Here is a 20,131-nt window from a genome sequence, read left to right on the forward strand (position 1 = left end):
GGTCTTTCGATTCTTCAGATGGAGATCAGTTGGGGCGCTGCCCCAACCGAAATGCGTTTTCGACGATACGTAAGCCGACCTCGCCGCCAAGCGACATCAGCGATTCCGGATGAAACTGCACGCCGCCCACCGGCAGCGTCTTGTGTTCGATGGCCATGGCAACACCGTCCTCGGTCGAGGCCGTCACGGTGAGCACGTCGGGCATGCTGTCCTGCTCGACAAACAGCGAGTGATAGCGCCCAATGACGATTTCATTGGGCAGACCGTTCATCAACTTTCCGCCCCGCACCTGCACGCGCGACGGCCGTCCATGCGCCGGCTGCGCGAGCTGGCCCAGCACGCCGCCGAAATATTCGCCAATTGCCTGCACGCCCAGGCACACGCCGAACACCGGCAGTTTCTTGTCCAGCGCGGTATCGAGTGTCTTGCCGATGCCGAAATCGGCGGGACGTCCCGGCCCCGGCGACAGCACGAGCAGATCGAAACTCTCGCGGTTCAGGACGGTCTGTGCATGGACATGACGAACCACGCTGACGGTCGCGCCGACCTGACGGAAGTAATCCGCCAGCATATGCACGAAACTGTCATCATGATCGATCAACAAGACCTTCTTGCCCGAACCGGTTGCATCCGGCGCGAAGGCCGACAGCCGCTTCGGCGGATCGCCGCGCAGCGCCTGGAACAGGGCTGCAGCCTTGGTCTGGCATTCCTTCTCTTCGGCGACGGGATCCGAATCGAATAGCAGCGTCGCACCGACGCGCACTTCGGCGAGCCCGTCCTTCATGCGGATGGTACGGATGGTGATGCCGGTATTGATGCCGCCATCGAATGACACGGCGCCGATGGCACCGGCATACCAACGCCGCGACGAGCGCTCATTGTCCTCGACGAACTGCATCGCCCATAGTTTCGGCGCACCGGTCACGGTCACCGCCCAGGCGTGGGTCAGGAACGCATCGAGCGCGTCAAATCCGGGACGCAGCATGCCTTCCACATGATCGACAGTGTGGAACAGCTTCGAATAGGTCTCGATCTGCCGCCGCGCCAGCACCTTGATGGTGCCAGGCACGCAGACGCGCGCCTTGTCGTTACGATCGACGTCGGTGCACATGTTGAGTTCGAACTCGTCCTTCTCCGAATTCAGGAGTTGACGAATCTGCTCGGCATCGCCAATGGCGTCGACACCGCGCGCGATGGTGCCGGAGATCGGACAGGTCTCGACGCGGCGACCGTCGGAGCGCACGAACATTTCCGGCGACGCGGCAACGAGAAACTCGCCGTCGCCGAGATTCATCAGCGCGCCATAGGGCGACGGATTGATCACGCAGAGGCGCTGGAACACTTCCGCCGGCGAACGCTCGCAGGGCTCGGCAAATAATTGCCCGGGCACAGCCTCGAACAGATCGCCGCGCGCAAAGGCGGCACGGGCATTTTCCACGGTGCGCTGATATTCGCCGGGCGCGTGATCGGCAAAGCCCTGACGCGGCGCCTTGTTGTAGCCGCTGTCGGGCGTGTCGCGCGGCAGGCCCTCGGTCGAGCGATCCTTCCAGGTGAAATCGTAGGACATCAGCACGCCGCGGCCGGTGGCGCGGTCATAGGCCAGCAGCGTGTCGGGCAGATACAGCACGATGTCGCGCTGGTCGGCCTCGCGCGCGCGCTTCTGCTTCAGGTCTTCCATCTGGAACACGAGGTCATAGGCGAAGGCGCCATAGAGCCCGAGCATGGAATCGTCCGAAGAGAACAATTGCGCGACCATGTCGCGCACCAGCGACATCACGCTGGCGCGGCGGGTGCGCTGGTCTTCCTCGACCGGCGCCTCGCCGCGGATGATGTGGCCCTTGAGCTTCGACATCGTCCGCCCGTCGAGGGCGATGCAGGGATCCCGCAGTGTATCGGCGAGGAAGGCGATCAACACCTGGCCACGCTTGTTCAGCGCCGTCAGCGTGAAATCCGTCCCGGTGGTTTCCAGCAGCAGCGGCGGATCGGCGAAACCGAGATCGAAGCTCTCATAGCGGCCGGGCACCGTGGTGCCCGACGACAGCACCACGCCGCGGCGCTGGTCGAGCCGAACGATCAGGTCGTCCAGCGCGGTGCCGCCGGTGAAATAATCGACATGGCGCGCCACGGAGAGACCCGCGCGGGTCTTGTAGGTGCTGTCAGCGGGGAGCGAAAACACAGTCCTGTTCATGGTGTCCTCTTAGGAAACATGCCGGAGGGGGCGCCACACAGAACAAACAAGCAAAGGCCGTCGCACTGCGATGGCGGCCTTCGACGATTGAAAATAAGCAAATCGCACCGACCACCTCTTCAGGAGGTGCGCCACCAGCGACGGCTGTTGCGGACAGGGGTGCTCATGGCCGGCAAATCACCATGGCCGGGCCCGAAGGTCAAGGGACTAACGGAGCCCAATTCGGGCAAAGCGTTGCGGCTCTGGCTGCCAGCGTTCTCCTGACCGTAACTTCCCCGGGTCTCGCTATTCAGCTTGTCGGAGCGAAGCATCGAGCTGACGGATCAATTCGCCGATCCGTCCGCCACGAGTTGGAGCGGCCGGATAGCGCTTGAGGACATCCACCACGACCGGACGTGGGCGGATTTGTGTTTGCGTCATATGGTTGGCTTCGACAGCAGGATTTTCTTGGGTGGCGAGTTCAAACGCCCGCGCGGCGTGAGCGGCCGATCCGAGGATGTGCTTGACTTGGGTTGCCTTCGCCAGCGGATGGAGGAAAGCAGCCCCGGCTGCGGCCAGCGCCGCGCGGGCGGCCTCGCTCGCCGCGGCCTGTCCGGCGTCGCGGGCTGCTTGAGCCGCCCGTTGCGCGCCCCAAGCACTGTCCCGCAGCGCCTTGGTCCGGCGGCCTCCATCGGCGAAGGCCTGCGCGGCGTTGATCGCGTTCCGTGGGCGGGGATCCTCGGGACGTTCACGTTCGAAGATCGCCAATGCGGGCCGGCCGCACGCCACCGCGTAACCGGCAACCTCGCGGAGTTCCGCCATGCTGAGTTCGATGATCAGGGTGTCTTCCGCCATAGCCCCAAACGTTCCGAGTCAACCTTATCAGCATCCGGGTCCGCTTCGCATCCGGACAGACGATCATATGCCCGTTCCGGCGCCGAGGGCCGGCGTTGTCGCTAGCGATGTATCCCCGTTATTTCAGGGGAGAGAGAGTAGGGGGAAATCGCGAGCACCGCGCTCACCTTGCTCCCTCCCTAACCCTCCTCCGCAAGCGGAAGAGGGAATAGACCCGCGCATTCGTGGAGGGAGGGGGTCGAATGAGCTTCAGCTCCGCTGCCGGACGAATACCGTCAGCTTGAGCGCCCCGACGCCCTCCTCGATCGGGGTCCAGCCAATGCTCTCGTACCAGGCCCGACGGGGCGGGGCAGCGCAGAGATAGACCCGGGCATGACCGCGGGAGAAGGCCTCCAGGCAGGCCCGTTCGATGAGCGACGGGGCGACGCCCTGCTTGCGGACATCAGGCTCGGTCCAGACCGCCGCCACCCAGGGCGTGTATTGCGGGCGCTCGTCAAGATCGGACACCAGCAGCGACGCCATCCCGAGAAAGTCTGCCCCGCGATGCGCCACCAGCGCCATCGGCAGGTCGGTCCCCTGCATGTTCTCGCGCAGCCGCTCGACGATATAGGCCTCGGGCACGCCATGGCGCTTCCACCACGCCTGCCAGATACGATCGGCGACGGTATCGAAGAAGTCGGCCTGCTGGCGCAAATCGGAAATGGTGAAGTTGGCTGTCATCGGCCTCGACCTACAAGGTCAGGCCTGTCGCATCAAGCTGCCACGCGACTATGCGTCAGCGTCACGATGTGTGAGCTTCACCGGTGAGCCGCTTCAGCATGGGAAAGGATGACGTTGTGCCGAATTTCCCCTGCGGCACTCCGCAGTCTTCATAGCCGGCAGACAGATAAAGGCGATGGGCTGTCTCGGTGCTGATCAGATGGCAGACATCGTTGCCATGGTCCCGTGCGGTCGCCTCAAGCTGCGCCAGCACCGCCTTGCTGACGCCCCGGAACCGGGCATCCGGGGAAACGTAGTTGCACGTAATCTCGCCATCGCGTCTGACGATGCCGATGGCGAGCACCGTTTCTTCGTCGACCGCGACGAGAGCGAAGTTGTCCGGATGGACAATCCAGCTCCCGACCACCGCCGGCGTCTTGTTGTCGAGCCACCTGTGCAGGATCGCCGGATCGTCATGATGATCGGCGCCGCAGAGCTCAGCGATGGAGCGGCGCAAGACATCGCATATCTCGGCCGCCTCATCGGGTCGCGCTCTGCGGATCAGCATCCGATCAAAAGGCCTCAGCCCAGATGTTTCTTGAAGAACGCCGTCGCGCGGCCCCAGGCTAGTTCGGCGGCTTCGCGGTCATGGACGCTGACGCGCTGTTCATTGACGAAAGCGTGGTCAGCATCATAGCGGAAGAATTCAGCGGACTTGCCGGCCGCCTTCAGGCCGCTCTCGAACGCATCGACCACCGCAGGCGTGCACCAGTCGTCGCGATTGGCGAAATGGCCCTGCAGCGGCACCTGCACATCGGCGGGCTTGGCCGCCTGCTCCGGCGGAATGCCGTAGAAGGCCACGGCGGCCTTGAGTTCGGGAATCTTGCACGATCCGATGATGGTCACCGCGCCGCCGAGGCAGAAGCCGGTGAGACCGACTTTCGCGCCGTTGCGCGACAGATATTGCGCCGCGCCGCGCACGGTCTGCGTGGTGGCGTCCATGAAATCGAGCGAGTTCATCTCTTTGCCCGCCGCATCCGTGTCGTGATAGGGCACGACCACGCCGTTATAGAGATCAGGCGCCAGCGCATCGAAGCCGGCCAGCGCGAGGCGATCGGCCAGGCCCTTGATCTGCTCCTGCAGGCCCCACCATTCCTGGATGACGACGACGCCCGGAGCGTTGCCGGCCTGGGCATTGGCGAGATAGCCCTTGGCTTCCTTGCCGTCGGGGCGCTTGAAGCTGATCGATGTTCCCATGATGTCCTCCGCTGGAATGGTTCGGCCAACTTATAGACCCCTCACGTGTCAACTCAACCGGGCCAGCGCGCGTTGCAGGTCTCGCTTGTAGGTGAGAAAATCGACAAACAGTCCGTGTTCGCCGCCGTCGCAGCCCGGCGGTCGCGCGAACCACTGCGCGATCTCGCGCCGCCATGCTACCGCAGCGTCCGGCCGCTCAGCCTTGGCCGCGAGATAGGCTGCGATCACGCGGGCCTGCAACGCACGCCCTTCCCAGCCCACGCCCGCGCCTTCCAGCAGCCCGGCCACATACAGGCCGTTATCCTCGGACGGAAACATGTTCATGAACAGCCTGGGCGCACCGATCGCGTCCTGCCAATCGAGTGCACGGAGATCGCCGAGGAACGGAAACGTGATCCGGTAGCCGGTCGCGAGTAGCACCAGATCGACCTCGTCGCAGCGGCCATCGGCAAATGCGACCAACTTGCCGTTGAATTCGCGGACCGGCTTCCGCAAGCCGACATCGCCTTGGCCGAGATGCTGCAGCACCAGCGAATTGACAATCGGCGTGCGATCATAGAGCCGGTGCTGTGGTTTGGGCAGGCCGAAGCGCTCCGGCGCGCCGACGATGAAGCGCAGGATCGGCTCGTGCAGCCTTGAGCGCAGGTTCTTGGGAATGACAAAGCGCTTCGGCCTGTGGTTGCCTTCATCCGCCGGCTTGCCCGCAAGAAATTTCGGCACGAAATGATTGCCGCCGCGCACGCTCCACATCACCTTCTCGGCGCGATGGACCGCATCGACGACAATATCGCAGCCCGTATTCCCCATGCCGACAACCAGCACGCGCTTACCCGCGAAGATGTCGGCGGTCTTGTAGTCCTTGGCATGCATCACCGGACCATCGAAGCGGCCTGACGTCTTCGGGATCAGGGGATCGCTGAGATGGCCATTGGCGATGACGACACCGGCATAGTCGGCTGCCGCACCGTCGCTGAAAACGGCGCGCCATTCGCCGCCCTCCCGCGTCAGACTGCGAACGCCGGTGTTGAAGCGAACCAGCGGATAGAGATCGAAATGCCGGGCATAGCTCTGCAGATAATCCAACACTTGGCGATGGCCCGGATAGGCCGGCCAGTCCTCGGGCATCGGGAAATCAGCAAAGGCCGTGGTACGCTTTGACGAGATGAGATGCGTCGAGGCATAGACCGCACTCGGCGCCGCACCGTAGAGCCACTGACCGCCGACATCGGCGTTCTGCTCCACGGCTTCGACCGCATGACCGGCGGCCTTCAGGCTCTGGATCGCTGCAAGACCGGCGGGGCCTGCGCCAATGACGAGGAAAGTCATGACACCGGCTCCGGGCGCTCGTCGCGATAGCGTTCGAACACGGCGCGCGCATCAAGCTTGGGCGAATATCCGAATTCGGATTTGAGCCGGGTGTTGTCGAGCACCGGACGATACTGGATGAATTTGACATTCTGCGGCGTCAACTTGGTCAGCCCGAGCGCATGGAGCAGCCACAGCGCGCCCTTCATCACCGCGGGCGGAATTGAAATGAACGGCTTGCCGTTCAGCCGGGCGATCTCGCGCAGGCTGAGTGTGCCATCGCCGGCGAGATTATAGATGCCGCTCTTGCCGGTACGCACGGCCTGCGCCAACGCCGCGACCACATCGGAATCGGCGATCAGCGAGAACGGCGTCGCGGTGCCGCTCAGGCCAGTCACGACGGGACGCTCGAACAGGGCGGTGATCTGGTTGTTCGTGGTCGACCCCAGCACAGTGCAGGGACGGAACACGGTCTGCCGTAATTGCGGATGATCGCTGCGCCAGTGCGCCAGTATCTCCTCGACCTCGCGCTTGTTGCGCGCATAAGGGAAATCCTCGTTGCCCCGTAGCGGATCGACCTCGCGCAACGGGACGGGATTGTCGGCGTGATAGCCATAGGCGGCACCACTCGAGGTCACGATGAGGTGACCGACGCCCGCTGCAAGACAGGCTTCGAGCACATTGCGCGTCCCCAACACGTCGATCTCGTAGTCGCGTCTGTCATCCCCGCCAACGGCAACGACCGAGGCGAGATGCACAACCGTGCGCGGCCTCACGCGGGCGATGATCTCTTTAAGGGCGGGATCGCGAATGTCACCATGCTCATAGGCAACGCCCTCGAGACGCTCTTGCAACGACACCTCTCGTAAATCGAGCGCTGTCACCGGCCCGTCGCTACCGGCCACGAATGCGCGCAGCAAAGCGCTGCCGATGAAGCCTGCCGCGCCGGTGATCAGCACGCCGCTATTCGTCATCGCGTTGCTCATGCCGCACCTTCAATGCGTGCCGGATGCGGGTCGCGCCGTTTCCACCAGACCGCCAGCGCCCAGCCGGAGACGAGGTGCCAGACTCCCCAGCCAGCGGCGACCAGCGCAGCCCCACCAAGGCCGTCGAATTGCGTGAGGATCAGCGCCAGCCCCAAGCCGGAGTTATGCATGCTGACTTCAATGGTGAGCGCGCGGGTATCGTAGTCGCTGAGCCCAAGGATTTTCGCGACGCCCCAGCCAAGTGCGACGGCAATCGCATTATGCAGCACAACGAAGGGCAGCACCGCTGTCGAGAATACCGCGATGTAGCGCCAGTTGGTGATCGTCGCGGCCAGAATAAAACCGATCAGAAACACGAAAGACAGTATCTGCAGCGGCCGGCGCAGACGGTCGGCCAGCCCCGGCAGATGACGCACCGTGAGCAGACCGGCAACCATCGGCACGCCGAGCAACAGCAATGTCGAACCGATAAACGAGACGGGATCGACACTCACCTGGCGCAGCAGTGCGGCGGTTTGCGGATTGAGCCCGGCCCAGAACAGGATGTTCAGCGGTGTCGTGACGGACGCGAGCAGGCTGGAGATGCCGGTCATCGACACCGACAGCGCGGTGTTGCCCCGCGCCATATGGGTGATGAGATTGGAGATGTTGCCGCCGGGACAGGCCGCCACCACCATCATGCCAAGCGCGATGGAGGGCTGCGGCCTTAACACCATGGTGATCGCCCATGTGACCGCCGGCAGGAGGATCAGTTGCGCGGCGAGCCCCGCGAGCGGCGCCGCCGGACGTCGGAACACATCGACGAAATCGGCGACGCGAAGATCGAGCGCGACGCCATACATGATCAGCGCCAGCACGATGCCGAGCGCCATCTGGCCACTTGGACTGATGTTCAACAGAATATCGTCGATCGCCGCGCCCGCCATCCATTCCCCCGATGAGCGTGGATATCCGTGACGCTCACCGAGCCCGCGTCTCCCGCCTTTGCGCGAAGCTTAGTCAACGGTTCCCTGATAATCCATGGTCCGGGCGCGCACAGGCTGAAAACGAAAAAGGGCCCCATCAGGGGCCCTTTTGAAAGAATGTTTGCGACGCTCAGTGAGCGTTCGCCCAGACCTTCTTCTTCGTGAAATACATCAGGAACGCGAAGATGATCAGGAACACCATCACCTGCAAGCCGATACGCTTGCGGGCCTCGAGATGCGGCTCTGCGGTCCACATCAGGAAGGTCGCGACGTCCTTGGCGTAATTCTCGACCTTCTGCGGGGTGCCGTCGTCATAGGTCACCTGATCGTCGGAGATCGGCTTCGGCATCTTGATGGCGTGGCCGGGGAAGTACTTGTTGTAGTACGCGCCCGGCGGCAGCGCGAAATCCTTCGGCGCCGGATCGACATAGCCCTGCAGCAGGGCGTCGATATAGTTCGGGCCCTTCTCCTGGAACTGGGTGAAGAAGTCGAACACGAATTGCGGAAAGCCGCGGTCGTAGTTGCGGGCCTTGGCCATCAGCGACAGATCCGGCGGATAGGCGCCGCCATTGGCCGCGCGCGCCGCGTTCTCGTTCGGGAACGGCTTGGGGAATGGATCCGCGAGACGACCGGGACGCTCAAACATGTCGCCGGCATCGTTCGGACCGTCCTGCACCTTGATCTCCGATGCAACCGCCAGCGCCTGCGCTGCGGTGAAGCCCGGACCGCCCACGTCCGCGAGGTTGCGGAAGTGGATCAGGCTCATCGAGTGACAGGTCGAGCAGACTTCCTTGTAGACCTTGTAGCCACGCTGCAGCGCGCCGCGGTCAAACTTACCGAAAGGGCCCGCAAACGACCAGTTCAGAGACGGCGGCGTCGGGCCGCCATGCTCGTCGGCAGCCTTGGCGCTCTGCGTGCCGCCGGCCATCAGGCCACCGGCGAGGACCAGTGCGACGATGGCGGAGGCTGCCTTCTTGCCGTATTTCGCTAGCACGTCATCGGCGATCGAGTTCGGCAGTGCGCGCGGCGTTTCGATACGACTGAGGATCGGCAGCACGATCAGGAAGTAGGCGAAGTAGCAGAACGTCAGCACACGGCCGGCAATGATGTAGATGCCTTCCGCGGGCTTGCCGCCGAGCCAGCCGAGCAGGACAGCCACCACGACAAACATCCAAAAGAACTGTTTGGCCAGCGGACGATACTTCGACGACTTGGTCTTGGCGGTATCGAGCCAGGGCAGGAAGGCTAGCACGATGATCGCCGAGAACATCGCGATGACGCCGCCGAGCTTGCTCGGGATGGAACGCAGGATGGCGTAGAATGGCAGGTAGTACCATTCCGGCACGATGTGCGCGGGCGTCACGCCCGGATTGGCCATGATGTAGTTATCGGGATCGCCGAGGTAGTTCGGGATGTAGAACACGAACCAAGCGTAGAAGATCATGAAGCAGACCATGCCGAAACCATCCTTGATGGTCGCGTAGGGAGTGAACGGCACGGTATCCTTCTCGGTCTTCGGCTCGACGCCGGCCGGGTTGTTTTGACCGGCGACATGCAGCGCCCAGACGTGCAGCACGACGACACCGGCGATTACGAAGGGCAGCAGGTAATGCAGCGAGAAGAAGCGGTTCAGCGTCGGATTGCCGACCGAATAGCCGCCCCACAGCAGGGTCACGATGCTCTCGCCGACATAGGGAATCGCCGAGAACAGGTTGGTGATGACGGTGGCGCCCCAGAAGCTCATCTGGCCCCACGGCAACACGTAGCCCATGAAACCGGTCGCCATCATCAGAAGGTAGATGATCACACCGAGGATCCAGAGGATTTCGCGCGGTGCCTTGTACGACCCGTAATACAGGCCGCGCAGCATGTGGATGTAGACGGCGATGAAGAACATCGATGCGCCGTTGGAGTGCAGGTAGCGCAGCAGCCAGCCGTAGTTCACATCGCGGACGATGCTCTCGACCGAGTTGAAGGCCATGTCCACATGCGGCGTGTAGTGCATCGCCAGGATCACACCGGTGACGATCTGTACGCCGAGCATGAAGGAGAGGATGCCACCGAACGTCCACCAGTAATTCAGGTTACGCGGTGTCGGATAGGCAACGAAGGAGGAATGGACGAGGCCGATGATTGGCAGACGCTTTTCAATCCACTGCAAAGCGGGATTGGTCGGCTGGTAGGTCGATGGTCCGCTCATGATGCGATCCTGAGAAGAGAAAAACACTATCGGCGCGAGATCGGAGAAGTCCTTAAGGATTCTCGCAGCTCAGCCGATCTTGATCTTGGTGTCCGAGATGAAGGCGTAAGGCGGGATCGGCAGGTTGAGCGGCGCCGGGCCCTGACGGATGCGGCCCGAAGTGTCGTAGACCGAGCCGTGGCAGGGGCAGAAAAAGCCGTCGTAAGCGCCTTCGTGAGCAATCGGGATGCAGCCCAGATGGGTGCAGATCCCGATGACGACCAACCACTGGTCGTGGCCTTCCTTGACGCGGGCCTGATCGGTCTGCGGATCGGGCAGGCTCGACACCGGAACGGCGCGCGCCTCTTCGACCTGCTTCTTGGTCCGGTTCATGATGTAGATCGGCTTGCCGCGCCAGAACACCTTGATGTCCTGCCCCTCGGCGATGGGGGCCAGATCGACCTCGATCGGCGCACCCGCCGCGATGGTCGAAGCATCTGGATTCATTTGAGAAATCAGCGGCCAGACGGCGGCTGCGGCGCCCACTGCAGCCACTGCCCCAGTGGCCACGAACAAGAAATCACGGCGCGTGTGTTCCGCCGAAGACGTTGTCGTCACGATCCCAACCCTTTCTTATCTGCAGCCGGCTTAGATACCCCCGGTCACGCCTTTGCGTTGACCTGAAGCAAAAAAACCGACGCCCGCGATTCTCCCCACGGCGGCAGAGGCCTACTAGTCCTTGCCTAACAGGCAGAACACGCAGTCCAGAATCGTTCTATTGGCACCCTTGGTGCGGCAGTGCAAGCCTACGATCGGCGAAGCAAGATGCGATGCACCACAGAATCAACGCCGTTCCGCACGGCGGATAATTCGGCACGTCGCGACTATCAGAAACGGCCATCAGGCTTTGGGCGAACAAAGGATCGCGATTCGCAGTCGATAGCGCTCCGCCGATTTTCCGGACACCTCTCGTCTCGCGCGCCACGATTCGCGCGACGGCCATGCAAAAACGGCAACAATTCATGATCGTGAATAATTCTGCGTCGTTTCAGCAACAAATCGCGCTCAAGTAGCGCGTTTGAAGATGTTCTAAATCCCTAATTCTATTCTCATTCTTTGTCTGCGCTAAAGCGAAGCATCCAAATTTTACCGGTAGAGCCGGCCTAACTGGGGCATCGCAGCGTCATGACAACACCACACCTCGTCGAATCGGCAACTCGGCTGCACGCGCTTCGGGCTCTATGTCTTTGTGCCGTCAGCGGTCTTGCGTTGTCGATCCCGACGGGTGCCGCTGAGGCGCAGTCTGCCCTGCCGCCAGTGACGGTGGATGCGCCGCAGCAGCGTGCGCGTCCGGCGACGGCCAGGCCGGCCCAGCGCGCATCGACGAGCCGCGCCGCCCGCGCTAATCGCACGGCCCGTGCATCACAGGCGGCACCGGTGGCATCAACCAATCCCAACGCCGGTGAGCGCGCCGGCGGCCCCGTGGTCGGCTTCGTCGCCAATCGCAGCGGCACGGCGACCAAGACGGACACGCCGATCATCGAGACCCCGCAATCGATCTCCGTGGTCACCGCCGATCAGATCAAGACCCAGGACGCGCAATCCATCGGCACCGCGCTGCGCTACACCGCGGGCGTGATCGGCGACGTCAATGGCGGCGCCGACACCCGTTTCGGCGGCCAGCAGATCCGCGGCTTCGACACGACGCAGCAGGGCCTCTATCTCGACGGCTTGAGGTTGCCGAATACGCCGTATGTTCAGTTTATGGGCCTCGATCCCTACGGCGCCGCGCGCATCGAGGTGCTGAAGGGACCGTCATCGGTGATGTTCGGCGGCAGCGGCCCCGGCGGCATCATCAACTATGTCAGCAAGCTCCCGACCGCCCGGCGGTTCGGCGAGATCTCGGTGTCGGGCGGCAGCTTCGACCGCTATCAGGGCGAGTTCGACGTCGGCGGCCCCGCCAACAAGGAAGGCACCGTGTTGTGGCGCCTGACCGGCATGGTCCGCGACGGCGGCACGCAGGTTGATTTCGCCAAGGACAACCGCGTCTTCATCGCGCCGGCGGTAACGTTCAAGCCGAATGAAGACACCACCCTCACGTTGCTCGCCAACTACCAGAAGGAAAAGAACGGCTGGGGCCTGCAGTTTCTGCCGGCATCAGGCACGGCCTATCCGAATGCAGGCCGCACAATCCCGATCAACCGCTTCGTCGGCGAACCCAACTTCGACAGGTTCGACACCGAAATGGCCTCGGTCGGCTATCTGTTCGCGCACAATATTAACGACGCCCTCACCTTCCGGCAGAACCTGCGCTATTCGTGGCTGCACAACGAGTCGGACAGCATCAATGGCGGCGGCTATCTCGATGAGGCATCCGGGCTGCTGAACCGCAGCGGCGGCTCCTCGGTGTCGAACCTCGGCTCCTTTGCGCTCGACAACCAGTTGCAGGGTAAGTTCACCACCGGCATCCTCAGCCACACCACCCTGTTCGGCATCGACTACCGCAATACGTCACTCACTGACGTCAACAGGCTCTATGGCGCCGACCCGATCAACGTATTCAGTCCGGTTTACACCAACGCCGTCGTCCGGGGGGACCTCTACCAGGATTACGGCGTCAAGCAATCGCAGGTCGGCATCTATGCGCAGGACCAGATCAAGCTCGGCCGACTCTCGTTCCAGCTCGGCGGCCGACAGGATTTTGCGAGCACCAGTCTCAACGACCACATGATTAATTCCACCGTCTCCAAGGATGCTTCGGCGTTCAGTGGCCGCGCAGCCATCATGTACAATTTCGACAACGGCGTGGCGCCCTATTTCAGCTATTCCGAATCGTTCCTACCATTGCTCACCCAGGATGCCACCGGCAATCTGCTGGCGCCTGAAACCGCCCATCAATATGAAGTCGGCATCAAGTATCAACCGGTCGGCATCAATGCACTGATCACGCTGGCCGCCTTCGACCTGACGCGTTCCAATATCGTTCGTTATCTGCCTGTTGCGCCATTTTCCGCGGTGCAGGTCGGCGAGGTGAATTCGCGCGGCATCGAACTGGAAGGCACCGCCACCCTGGCAGCCGGATTCAACATGCGCGCTGCCTATTCCTACATCGACACCGAAGTCACCAAGGACCCGGTGAATGTCGGCAATGCCCTCCCCACCGTGCCGCTGAATCGCTTCGCGATCTGGAGCGACTACACGATGCAGGGCGGCCCGCTGAAAGGCGTCCAGATCGGTGGCGGCGTACGCTATACGGGCGCAAGCTGGGGCGACGAAGGCAACACCTTCAGAGTGGAAGGAGCAACCGTGCTCGACGCACTGGTTGCCTATAATTACGAGAACTACCGCCTGGCACTGAACGTGACGAACCTCGCCGACACTCGCTATGTCGCGTCCTGCTATGCCTCATTCGGTTGCTTCTATGCCGACGTGCGCAGGGTCACGGCCAAACTGACCTATCGCTGGTGAACATTAGAATCGCACTAAAACGCGACAATACGCCACCGCCGGTCTCTCGACCGGCGGTGGCCACACTTGGTAGTAAACGCGACCATAACAACACGGGCGGAACGCCATGAGATCGATCTTCGGGCGCCTGCATCGCTGGGCTGGACTCCTCACCGCCGCCTTCCTGTTCTTCTCGGGCATCACCGGCGCGGTTATCTCGTGGGATCACGAGCTTGACGATCTCCTCAACAGCAAGCTGAAGGACGTCACCACCGCGGGGCCCGCCAAACCGTCGATCGAACTCGCGAGCCTGATCGAACAGCGCGATCCGCGTGCGCGTGTAATCCATATGTACATGACGCCGGAAAAGAATGAGTCGCTCTCGTTCTTTGTTCTGCCGCGGATCGATCCCACGACAAGCAAGCGTTACACGCTCGATTACAATCAGATCTTCCTCGATCCCAACACCGGCGAAGAACTCGGGCGGCGCTATTGGGGCGCGGTGTGGCCGGTCACGCGCGAGAACTTCGTCTCGTTTCTCTACAAGCTGCATTACACGATGCACATCCCGGAATTCTGGGGCAGCGACCGCTGGGGCATGCGCATCCTCGGCGTCATCGCCATCATCTGGACCATCGATTGCTTCATCGGATTCTATCTGACACTGCCATCGCGCAAACGCGTCAAGGCGGGAGCCGCTCCCGCCGTCGCGCGCGAACTCGGCAAGGGGTTCTGGGCGCGTTGGAAGCCGGCCTGGATGATCAAGACCTCGGGCAGCGCCTACCGGATCAATTTCGACATCCACCGCGCCTTCAGCCTGTGGACCTGGGGCCTGCTGTTCATCATCGCCTTTACGGCGTTCTCGCTGAACCTCTATTTCGAGGTGTTCTCGCCGCTGATGAAGAAGATTTCGGACTACACGCCGACGCCTTACGAGCAGCGCGAGTATCGTCACCTCGATAACCCGATCGAGCCCAAGATGACCTGGGCCCAGATTCTCGAGCGCGCCACCGCCGACGGCAAGGCCCGCGGCTGGACCACACCGATCGGCTCGCTGTTCTACGGCCCGGCACACGGCGTGTATCAAGTGTTCTTCTTCGAGCCTGGCGACGATCACGGCGCCGCAGGCGTCGGCCCGCCGTCACTTTTTTACGACAGCGAAGACGGCCGTCCGCTCGGAGCCAAGCTGCCCTGGGTCGGGACCGCCGCCGACATCTTCGTGCAGATGCAGTTCCCGATGCATTCGGGACGAATCCTGGGTCTGCCCGGCCGCATCCTGATCTCGGCGATGGGTCTCGTGGTGGCGGCGCTCTCAGTGACCGGTGTCGTGATCTGGTGGCGCAAGCGCCGCGCGCGCGTGAAGGTACGCGAGACGACGGAAGCACGTTCGAATACGCGCCTCGCGCCGGCGGAGTAGAGCTGCCGACCTTGTCCGACTGCATGTCAGGCGCTATCGCCTGACATGGGCCAGGTCGATTGCGACGTGGCCGGAGACCGAACCGCCGTGCGCATCGCCCTCTACCAGCCAGACATTCCGCAAAACACCGGCACGATCCTGCGGCTCTGCGCCTGCCTCGATGTCGAGGCCCACATTATCGAACCGGCGGGCTTTCCGATAACCGACCGGCATTTCCGCCGCGCCGGCATGGATTATCTCGATCAGGTCTCGATCATCCGGCACGATTCATGGCGGCATTTCGAGGACTGGCGCCGCGAGGCCGGTCATCGTCTCGCGCTGTTCACCACCAAGGGCGCCGAGCCGTATCTCGAACACCGCTATTCTGACGATGAGATTCTACTGTTCGGCCGCGAGAGCGCCGGTGTGCCGGATGATGTTGCGGCCGCCGCAGAGAGCCGCGTCGTCATTCCGATGCGTGAGAGCCTGCGATCGATCAATCTGGCGATGACGGTGGCCATGGCATTGGGAGAGGCCCTGCGGCAGACGCGCGGCTAGAGCGCGATCCCGAGAAGCGGACGCCGGTTTTCGGACAGCATCACGTTCATACAAAAGAGGCCTCTGAGGCACGTTCTTCGACAAACGTCATAATTTGTTAACGACGCGCGCAGCGACGTCTTTAAGACGGATGGGATACTGATACCGGTCATTATCGGGAGACCCTTGATGACTCGCACCCGTCCGTCAGTTCTCAACATGCTCGTATGGGCTTACTGGGATTTGTATCATGCCCTACGAACGGCTTGGCTTCCTGCACTGATCGCGACTGCGATCGTATCCATCGGCACTGTGGCGGCGCTGATCGGACCGTTGTTCCTGACGCGAGATCCAATCGCACAAGCGCTTGCCCGACAAACGATAACGACCGGATTATGTTTCCTGCTGACGCCGTTCTTGCTGGCAATCCACCGACTTGTCGTGCTCGGCGAATTGACCCAGCATTACGATTTCACACCGTCCGAACCGCGTTTCCAGTCATATTTCGGCTGGCTCGCTTTGGCTGTTTTCATCATGGGCGTGCCATCACTTCTGGAAGCCCTCACGACGCCAAGAGGTCCTGTTTATTATAGCGCTGGTCAATCATTCCCCGGCTCCAGTCGCTCGGTGATCGTGACCATTATCCATCTCGCCGGCTTGGTCGCCGTCGAGTATTGCCTCGCACTTCTACCGGCGGTGGCTGTCGATGCCCCGGGAGCCACTTGGCAAAATGCAGTAAGCGACACACGCCATCACATCTGGTTTGTGCTTATGGCAACGATCCTGCCGCTTATTCCAATCGGCTTGCTTGCTCTTGCCGTCGCACCGCTGGTGAGCTCGAGAAGCTATGTGGGTATGGTTGTGAGTACGCTGTGGTTCGGCGCAATGCTGGTTGTTGCGTTGACACTCGTGGCCGTAGTCGCCTCGCGTCTCTACCAGCTCATAGGTGACCGGCTGAACGTGCCGTTACGCTGAGGGTTGATGCCCGAGATCGGCTGACTACCGCCCGCTCGGGACGCGCGTCACGATGTAGTCCTTGCCCTTGGCCGTAAACGTCTCGCGAATGATGAAGCCGTCCGCCGGCGACATCGGGCCGATCGTCACTGGCCCCGTGGGCATGATCAGTGTGGCGTTGCCGCCGACGAAGATCAGCAGGTGGCGACGTTCTGCCAGCAGCTTCTCCGACCAGGCGATCAGACCGGAATGGATCGGCTCCTTCTGCCATGCGAAAGGCGAGCCGGGATCGACCTGGCCATAGATGAAGCCGGTGGTCGGATAGACCGAAAACACGATCTTGGAGTTTTCCGGCTTCCAGGACTCCGGCATCTCCTCGTCCTGGATCCAGACGCAATCGAAGGCGCGGCATTGCTGTGGCCGGGTGTCATAGATCTTGCAGCCCTGTGCGATTGCGCAGTGCTTGCACCATTTGCCGGCAGGCTTGGCGAGGTCATCGATGCGATAGACCTTGCAGCACATGGTGCAGGTCCCGCACGTGCGTGCGGTGGCGGCGGAACTGCCGGATGTGACGAGCGACGGCTGCATGGTATCCAGGTGCGACAATTTGACGTGATCCCAGCGACCTTTGGCGGGCTCAGCCCGACATCGCAATTGACATGTCGGTGATCGGCCGGGACATCCACCGGCCAGCCGTGCTAAGAGCCGCGGCTTACCCCATATGGAACCGAGATGTGGCCCGAGCCGGATCGGGCATGCCGGTTTTAGAGAGCTAGAGCAGTGAGTTACGCGGTCAAAGAGATATTCCTGACGCTGCAGGGCGAAGGCGCCCATGCCGGCCGCGTGTCCGTCTTCTGCCGGTTCTCGGGCTGCAATCTCTGGACTGGCCGGGAACAGGACCGCGCCGAGGCCACCTGCCAGTTCTGTGACACCGACTTCGTCGGCATGGACGGCACGTGGGGCGGCCGCTACCCGGACGCCGAGAAGCTCGCCGACACCATCGCCGCACAATGGGTGGGGCCCTCCGACAACCGCTATGTCGTGCTGACCGGCGGCGAGCCGCTGCTGCAGGTGGATGCCGAACTGATCGACGCACTGCATGCGCGCGGCTTCGAGATCGGCGTCGAGACCAATGGCACCGTCGCTCCGCCCGCAGGTATCGACTGGATCTGCGTCAGCCCGAAAGCCGGCGCGGAACTGGTGGTGCACAGCGGGCACGAATTGAAGCTGGTCTATCCGCAGCCGAAGGCGATGCCGGAGAAATTCGAAGGCCTCACCTTCGAGCGTTTCTCATTGCAGCCGATGGACGGGCCGGACGCCATCAGCAATACCGCGCACGCGGTGGACTACTGCCTGCGCCACCCGCAATGGCGGCTGAGCGTGCAGACACACAAGACACTTGGGATCCGCTAAGGACCAGGACTTCAAGGAAGACGACTTCCAATGTGGGAATTGACCAAATCGTTTCGCTTCGAGGCCGCACATGCGCTGTCTCACACCACGCTCGGCGAAGTGAGCCAGGAAATCCATGGCCACTCCTTCCGCGCCGAAGTCACCATCCGCGGCGTACCGGATCCACTGACAGGCATGGTGATGGATCTCGGTCTGCTCGACCTCCAACTTGACGAGCTGCGCAAGACGCTGGACCACAAGTTTCTCAACAAGATCGAGGCGATCGGTATTCCGACGCTGGAGAATCTCTCGCGCTTCATCTGGGATCGCGTCGCCGATAAGGGTCCAGTGGTCCGTGTCGGCGTGTTTCGCGACAGCTGCAATGAGAGCTGCGTGTATTTCGGACCGCAGCCCTAGAGGCTTTATTGCAGCATGATCTCTCGACAAACGAATTCGTTTGTCGGCGAAAACCGGTCTCCAGTTTTCAGGATCGTGCTCTAGTCTTTCCCTGTGATCATGCAGGTGGCGGTCGCATGCGCGCAAAGCCTGCCATCCTTGTCGGTCAGCGTACCCTCCGTCGCAGCCATCCTGCGCCCCATGTGAATGATACGGCCCTCGGCGCGGATCGGCCCTGACGCGGCCGTCATGGCACGGATGTAGGTGACCTTGAGATCAAGCGTCGCGTAACCGGTGCCCGCAGGCAGCGATGTCTGCACTGCCAGTGCGATGGCGCCGTCCAGCATCGTGGCTGCGTAACCGCCATGTACCGTTCCGAGCGGATTGTAGTGATCCTCGTTCGGCGAGCCCACCAGTACGACCTTGCCCTGCTCCGCGGACTCGCCCTTGATGCCGAGCGTGCGGCCAATGCCGCGCGCAAATCCACCTGCGGCGAAGGCCTGCTGCACAAGCTTCAGGCCGCTGCTCGCGTCACCGATCTCAGTCGTCATGTTTGCCTCCGCCGTCCCGTGAACATCCTTGTTATGGGACCGGGATGACAGAGCTTGCGTTTCAAGTCAACATTGTTGACCTCAAGACTTGACCTTGGCTAGTCGCGCGCCGCCTCCGCCATCACCGCCGACCATGCGGCCTGACTGCCTGCCCCCGCCTTCTTGAAAGCGCGGGCCATGATTTTGCGCTCATGGCCGGATGCGATGCGCTCGACCGTGCGACCCGCGAGCGTTAGTTCGAGAATCTTGAAACGATGCCGCGCCGGATCACGCTTGACCCCCACATAACCCTCGTCGAGCAATTGCTTCATGGGACGATGCAGCGCCTGTTTCGAAATCTGCAGGATCGCCAGCAGATCCGACATCGTGATGCCATCGCTGCGCAGCACCGTATACAGAATGCGATGGTGAACCCGTGACAGGCCAACCGTTGCCAGATATTCGTCGGCCGCGCGGGTCATCCCGCGCCATCCGAAATACATCAGCGCCAGCGCGTCATCGAGCGGATCGAGCTTCCTAAGGTCAATAATATTGACTTGAGAAACAGCAATGCTAGGTTTTCTGGGAGATGGGCTCATCGAAGGCTCACGACAGGGAGACGGGACGCATGTTAACGCGGCAGGACGCAATGGCATTCGCGCAGCAATGGGCTGCCGACTGGAATCGGCTCGCGATCGATACGATCGTTGATCATTTTGCTCCCGAAGGCGAGATGCGCAGCCCGCTGGCGACGAAATTCACGGGATCATCCATCATAAAGGGACGCGACGCCATTCGCACCTATTGGCACACGGCCTATGGCGGGCTGACCGAGCCGCGCCTCACCCTAGAAAGCACCGCCTGGGACGGCGAGTTACAGCGCCTAACGGTCTGGTGGAGCGCGCCGCTGCCCAGTGGACCGACCCGGGCGTGCGAAATGATGGATTTCGACGCCGATCACCAGATCGTTCGCAGCGAGGCCTATTACGGCGCCGGGAGCTAGGACGGCCTAGGGCGCCACGTCATGCGCCCCGCCTGGGTGCGGACGATCGCCGTGCATTTCCCG

Annotated in this window: 20 protein-coding genes; 7 read left to right on the forward strand and 13 right to left on the reverse strand. The window is 62.2% G+C overall.

All coding sequences use genetic code 11. From position 1 onward, the window contains the following. Positions 1-25 precede the first annotated feature (25 nt). From AB8A33_RS22955 to petA, 10 genes are all read right to left on the reverse strand, one after another. On the reverse strand, positions 26-2,188 hold the full coding sequence (locus AB8A33_RS22955) for an anthranilate synthase component I (RefSeq protein WP_439094865.1): 2,163 nt from the start codon (positions 2,186-2,188) through the stop codon (positions 26-28). A 285-nt stretch (positions 2,189-2,473) separates the two neighbouring features. Further along, positions 2,474-3,022 carry a putative immunity protein gene (locus AB8A33_RS22960; RefSeq protein ID WP_439094866.1) on the reverse strand — a complete coding sequence of 183 codons (549 nt, stop codon included), beginning with the start codon at positions 3,020-3,022 and terminating at the stop codon, positions 2,474-2,476. 249 nt (positions 3,023-3,271) lie between these two features. Continuing rightward, positions 3,272-3,742 (reverse strand): GNAT family N-acetyltransferase, encoded by a 471-nt coding sequence (locus tag AB8A33_RS22965; RefSeq protein WP_439094867.1) that lies wholly within the window; start codon positions 3,740-3,742, stop codon positions 3,272-3,274. 61 nt (positions 3,743-3,803) lie between these two features. Beyond that, positions 3,804-4,238 (reverse strand): GNAT family N-acetyltransferase, encoded by a 435-nt coding sequence (locus tag AB8A33_RS22970; protein ID WP_439094868.1) that lies wholly within the window; start codon positions 4,236-4,238, stop codon positions 3,804-3,806. Positions 4,239-4,303: 65 nt separating this feature from the next. After that, positions 4,304-4,978 (reverse strand): dienelactone hydrolase family protein, encoded by a 675-nt coding sequence (locus AB8A33_RS22975; protein ID WP_439062122.1) that lies wholly within the window; start codon positions 4,976-4,978, stop codon positions 4,304-4,306. A 48-nt stretch (positions 4,979-5,026) separates the two neighbouring features. Continuing rightward, positions 5,027-6,304, reverse strand: a complete 1,278-nt coding sequence (locus AB8A33_RS22980; protein ID WP_439094869.1) for a flavin-containing monooxygenase — start codon at positions 6,302-6,304, stop codon at positions 5,027-5,029. Beyond that, positions 6,301-7,269 (reverse strand): SDR family oxidoreductase, encoded by a 969-nt coding sequence (locus AB8A33_RS22985; protein ID WP_439094870.1) that lies wholly within the window; start codon positions 7,267-7,269, stop codon positions 6,301-6,303. The genes AB8A33_RS22980 and AB8A33_RS22985 overlap by 4 nt, the downstream gene beginning before the upstream one ends. Beyond that, positions 7,266-8,195, reverse strand: a complete 930-nt coding sequence (locus AB8A33_RS22990; protein WP_439094871.1) for a bile acid:sodium symporter family protein — start codon at positions 8,193-8,195, stop codon at positions 7,266-7,268. Before AB8A33_RS22990 ends, AB8A33_RS22985 begins: the two co-directional genes overlap by 4 nt. A gap of 169 nt (positions 8,196-8,364) precedes the next feature. Then, entirely contained in the window at positions 8,365-10,434 is a 2,070-nt protein-coding gene (locus AB8A33_RS22995) for a cytochrome c1 (protein WP_439094872.1), read from the reverse strand. Between the two features lie 69 nt (positions 10,435-10,503). Continuing rightward, complete coding sequence (gene petA / locus AB8A33_RS23000) at positions 10,504-11,031, reverse strand: ubiquinol-cytochrome c reductase iron-sulfur subunit (RefSeq protein ID WP_439094873.1); 528 nt, start codon at positions 11,029-11,031, stop codon at positions 10,504-10,506. 567 nt (positions 11,032-11,598) lie between these two features. Here petA and AB8A33_RS23005 point away from each other — a divergent pair. The 4 genes from AB8A33_RS23005 to AB8A33_RS23020 all read left to right on the forward strand — a co-directional run bounded on the left by AB8A33_RS23005 (position 11,599) and on the right by AB8A33_RS23020 (position 16,768). Then, positions 11,599-13,881 carry a TonB-dependent siderophore receptor gene (locus tag AB8A33_RS23005; RefSeq protein ID WP_439094874.1) on the forward strand — a complete coding sequence of 761 codons (2,283 nt, stop codon included), beginning with the start codon at positions 11,599-11,601 and terminating at the stop codon, positions 13,879-13,881. Between the two features lie 106 nt (positions 13,882-13,987). Further along, entirely contained in the window at positions 13,988-15,277 is a 1,290-nt protein-coding gene (gene fsrB / locus AB8A33_RS23010) for a siderophore utilization protein FsrB (RefSeq protein ID WP_439094875.1), read from the forward strand. Positions 15,278-15,364: 87 nt separating this feature from the next. Further along, the gene (locus AB8A33_RS23015) at positions 15,365-15,814 is read left to right on the forward strand and encodes a tRNA (cytidine(34)-2'-O)-methyltransferase (protein WP_439094876.1); all 450 of its coding nucleotides are present in this window, start codon (positions 15,365-15,367) and stop codon (positions 15,812-15,814) included. 168 nt (positions 15,815-15,982) lie between these two features. Continuing rightward, a complete protein-coding gene (locus AB8A33_RS23020) occupies positions 15,983-16,768 on the forward strand; it encodes a hypothetical protein (protein ID WP_439094877.1) in 786 nt (261 codons plus the stop codon). Positions 16,769-16,792: 24 nt separating this feature from the next. Here AB8A33_RS23020 and AB8A33_RS23025 read toward each other — a convergent pair whose 3' ends face one another. Next, the gene (locus tag AB8A33_RS23025) at positions 16,793-17,353 is read right to left on the reverse strand and encodes a hypothetical protein (RefSeq protein ID WP_439094878.1); all 561 of its coding nucleotides are present in this window, start codon (positions 17,351-17,353) and stop codon (positions 16,793-16,795) included. Between the two features lie 174 nt (positions 17,354-17,527). Here AB8A33_RS23025 and queE point away from each other — a divergent pair, with 174 nt between their 5' ends. Both queE and AB8A33_RS23035 read left to right on the forward strand, forming a co-directional pair. Then, positions 17,528-18,160 (forward strand): 7-carboxy-7-deazaguanine synthase, encoded by a 633-nt coding sequence (queE, locus tag AB8A33_RS23030; RefSeq protein ID WP_439094879.1) that lies wholly within the window; start codon positions 17,528-17,530, stop codon positions 18,158-18,160. A 30-nt stretch (positions 18,161-18,190) separates the two neighbouring features. Then, the gene (locus AB8A33_RS23035; protein WP_439094880.1) at positions 18,191-18,556 is read left to right on the forward strand and encodes a 6-pyruvoyl trahydropterin synthase family protein; all 366 of its coding nucleotides are present in this window, start codon (positions 18,191-18,193) and stop codon (positions 18,554-18,556) included. A gap of 80 nt (positions 18,557-18,636) precedes the next feature. On the opposite strand, the gene AB8A33_RS23040 is transcribed toward AB8A33_RS23035, so the two are convergent. Together AB8A33_RS23040 and AB8A33_RS23045 are read right to left on the reverse strand one after the other, a co-directional pair. Further along, positions 18,637-19,086, reverse strand: coding sequence for a PaaI family thioesterase (locus tag AB8A33_RS23040; protein ID WP_093759607.1), 450 nt, complete (start codon positions 19,084-19,086; stop codon positions 18,637-18,639). A 98-nt stretch (positions 19,087-19,184) separates the two neighbouring features. Beyond that, complete coding sequence (locus AB8A33_RS23045) at positions 19,185-19,664, reverse strand: MarR family winged helix-turn-helix transcriptional regulator (RefSeq protein ID WP_439094881.1); 480 nt, start codon at positions 19,662-19,664, stop codon at positions 19,185-19,187. Positions 19,665-19,714: 50 nt separating this feature from the next. On the opposite strand from AB8A33_RS23045, the gene AB8A33_RS23050 reads away from it, so the two are divergent. After that, positions 19,715-20,068, forward strand: a complete 354-nt coding sequence (locus tag AB8A33_RS23050; RefSeq protein ID WP_439094882.1) for a nuclear transport factor 2 family protein — start codon at positions 19,715-19,717, stop codon at positions 20,066-20,068. Positions 20,069-20,131: the final 63 nt, after the last annotated feature.

This window comes from Tardiphaga sp. 813_E8_N1_3, from assembly GCF_051811025.1.
Taxonomy (GTDB): Bacteria; Pseudomonadota; Alphaproteobacteria; order Rhizobiales; family Xanthobacteraceae; genus Tardiphaga.